Origin of the sequence: Candidatus Protofrankia californiensis, from assembly GCF_900634765.1 — a bacterium.
GTDB classification, from domain to species: Bacteria; Actinomycetota; Actinomycetes; order Frankiales; family Frankiaceae; genus Protofrankia; species Protofrankia californiensis.
The window spans coordinates 1-2,319 of sequence record NZ_CAAAFT010000016.1; the positions used below are offsets into that span (position 1 = coordinate 1).

3 protein-coding genes and 2 pseudogenes are annotated in these 2,319 nt (G+C 74.7%); all 5 read left to right on the forward strand.

Translation table 11 applies throughout. From position 1 onward, the window contains the following. Positions 1–454: pseudogene (locus DD1DGNOD_RS00625) on the forward strand (hypothetical protein); the annotation flags it as partial. 41 nt (positions 455–495) lie between these two features. Continuing rightward, positions 496–930: a hypothetical protein gene (locus tag DD1DGNOD_RS00630; protein ID WP_043604190.1), complete on the forward strand. Its 435-nt coding sequence runs from the start codon at positions 496–498 to the stop codon at positions 928–930. Continuing rightward, entirely contained in the window at positions 930–1,712 is a 783-nt protein-coding gene (locus DD1DGNOD_RS00635; protein ID WP_131769198.1) for a winged helix-turn-helix domain-containing protein, read from the forward strand. Before DD1DGNOD_RS00630 ends, DD1DGNOD_RS00635 begins: the two co-directional genes overlap by 1 nt. Continuing rightward, positions 1,709–1,954, forward strand: coding sequence for a hypothetical protein (locus DD1DGNOD_RS26310; protein ID WP_013875476.1), 246 nt, complete (start codon positions 1,709–1,711; stop codon positions 1,952–1,954). Before DD1DGNOD_RS00635 ends, DD1DGNOD_RS26310 begins: the two co-directional genes overlap by 4 nt. Beyond that, positions 1,951–2,319 (forward strand): annotated as a pseudogene (locus DD1DGNOD_RS00640) (ATP-binding protein); the annotation flags it as partial. The gene DD1DGNOD_RS26310 and the pseudogene DD1DGNOD_RS00640, both read left to right, overlap by 4 nt.

Here is a 2,319-nt window from a genome sequence, read left to right on the forward strand (position 1 = left end):
GCCGGTGCCGCGTCGGGAGTCTGCGACCGTCGCGTCCGAGACCGGTACCGGCACTGACGCTGAGGGTGGTGTCGGGGTGTCGCTGCCGGCGCGGATGGCGAGTGCGTTGCGGGCGGCGGCGGAGCTGGTGGAACTGGTCGGTGAGCGGGCGTCTCTGCACGTGACGGTCAGCGATGTCTACCCGGACCAGGTTGTGGCGCTTGTCCCTGCCCGGTGGAGGGTGGATGCCTCGGCCGGGGAGCGCGACGCGGTCCGGTGGGCGGATCTGCGTGCGGTGGCCCGCCTGTTGGGCCGGCCGCCGGCCGTGCGGCATGACCTCGGTGACGAGGATCTGACGGTGGAGGTGTCCGCGACGGTGGCGGGTTCTCCGGTGCGGGTGTGGGCGCCGCTATCCGACCCGGACGTGATCGGTCAGGCTCGTGCGCTGGTCGCGGGTATGGAGACGGGCCAGTGACCACCATGCCTGTCAGTCTGTGCCGGTCGAGGGGCACCGCTGTGTCCACCGGTGCCGGGGCTGCTCCCGTACCGGGTGCACAGGAGCGGTTCGCCGTCGCGGTGGCTGACTACCTGGCCGCGGTGGCGGATCACTGGGCGGTGGTGACCACGCTGGCCGGCCGCCGCGGCGGGGATGCTGCCGTGACCGCCTACGCCGCCGCGGTCGATGTCGAGGCGCGGGTGCGGGTCGCGCAGGCCCAGGCCCGTGTGGCGGGCGCTCCTCGTGACGAGCTGGCGGACGTGTTCGATCTGGTGGCGGCGGTGACGCTGGACCGGGTCGCGGCCTGGTATCTGGCGGGCCGCCCGTATCGGCCGGCGGGTCTGGGTGCGGCGGAGCGGGCGTTGGCCCGGGCCGCCCGGCCGGTGGCGGCTCGGCGGACGGCCCGTCGCGGTGGTGGACCGGGTCGGCCGGTTTCGGTGGGGGCGGTGGCGTGATGGCCGGCGGGGTGCCGCGCCGGTTGGGTCGGGCGTTGGATGCCGGGCTGTGGCTGGTGGCCGGGCTGGTCGCGGTGTACAGCCTGGCGAACGTCCACACGGCCGCTCGCGGGCACGGCACCGCCGATCCGCAGGCGTGGCTACTCGCGCCGATCGTGGACATCGCCCTGTTCGTGGCGATCACCGCGGATGCGGCGTTGTCCCGGCACGGGGAGCGTCCCGACGGGTGGGCGACCGGGCTGCGCTGGTTCTGCGGGATCGCGACCTGGACGCTCAACGTGTGGGACGCCGCCGCGTCGGGCGATCCGGGCGCGATCGTCGCGCACTCGATCCCGCCGGTGGTCCTGGTCCTGCTTGCCGAGGCCGCGCCCCGCTACCGGCAACGGTTCGCCGCGCTCACCACCGTCCCGACGTCGACCCCGCCAGCCGTGGCGGCACCGGAGCCATCCCCCACGGTGGCACTGGAGCCAGCGGTACCGGAACCATCCGTAGTCGTGGCACCGGAGCCATCCACGGCAGTGGTACCGGTGCCACGCCCGACCGGGCCGCGTCGCGGTACCGGTACCACCATCGGCCCCCGGGATACCGGTGGTACCGGCGGCACCGGTGGTGCGCGGGGGACCGGCCGGCGGGACCTGGCTCGCAAGCTGGCGGCGGTGCCGGCGGACGACCCGCGCAGCGATCGGCAGCTCGCCGCGGATCTCGCCGCCGCGGTCGGGCTGTCCCCAACCACCGCCCGCCGGTACATCACCGAACTGCGTCAGAGCGGGGTGCCGGCATGACCGGGATCCGCGCGGATCTGCGCTCCCTGCCCTGGTGGGCCGCCGCCGGCCTGGCCCTGCTGGCCGTCGTGGTGCTGGCCCTGCGGGTCGTGGGCCTGGCCGTCTGCGTCCTGGTCGACACCGTCGAACGCGTCGAGATCGCCCTGTCCGCTGCCGCGGGGATCGCCCCGCTCGGCGGCTCGTCCTGGCCCCTGACCGACTCCTCAATCCCCGGCTGGACTGTGAAAGGTGGTGCGCGGTGACCGACCAGGCGGAACAGGCGTACACCGACATCGGCGCTGGTGGGCTGGTGCTGACCGGCCCGTGGACACCGGCCACCGACATCGACACCGGTACCGGCGTCCGTCCGGCGGGCGGAGAGGTTTTGGACGGGGAGGTGATCGACCAGCATGGGCAGGTTGTGACCCCGCGTTCTACCGCCGTGCCTGTGCGGCGGCCGGTGGCCTGGCCCGCGCTGCCGGCCCTGCCGGCCGGTGGGAAGGAGGTTGTGCGTGCCACCGGCCGGGTGGCGGTGCAGTCTCTGCAAGGGCATGCGGTGCTGGCGCGCCGGGCGGTGGACGCGGCTACCCACGCGGCGATCCGGGAGCAGATCCGCGCTGCGCGGGCC

What these genes read in the sequence shown, in the direction of transcription:
- DD1DGNOD_RS00635 (WP_131769198.1), top strand. Translation starts at nt 930, where the DNA reads ATGGCCGGCGGGGTGCCGCGCCGGTTGGGTCGGGCGTTGGATGCCGGG.
- DD1DGNOD_RS26310 (WP_013875476.1), top strand. Translation starts at nt 1,709, where the DNA reads ATGACCGGGATCCGCGCGGATCTGCGCTCCCTGCCCTGGTGGGCCGCC.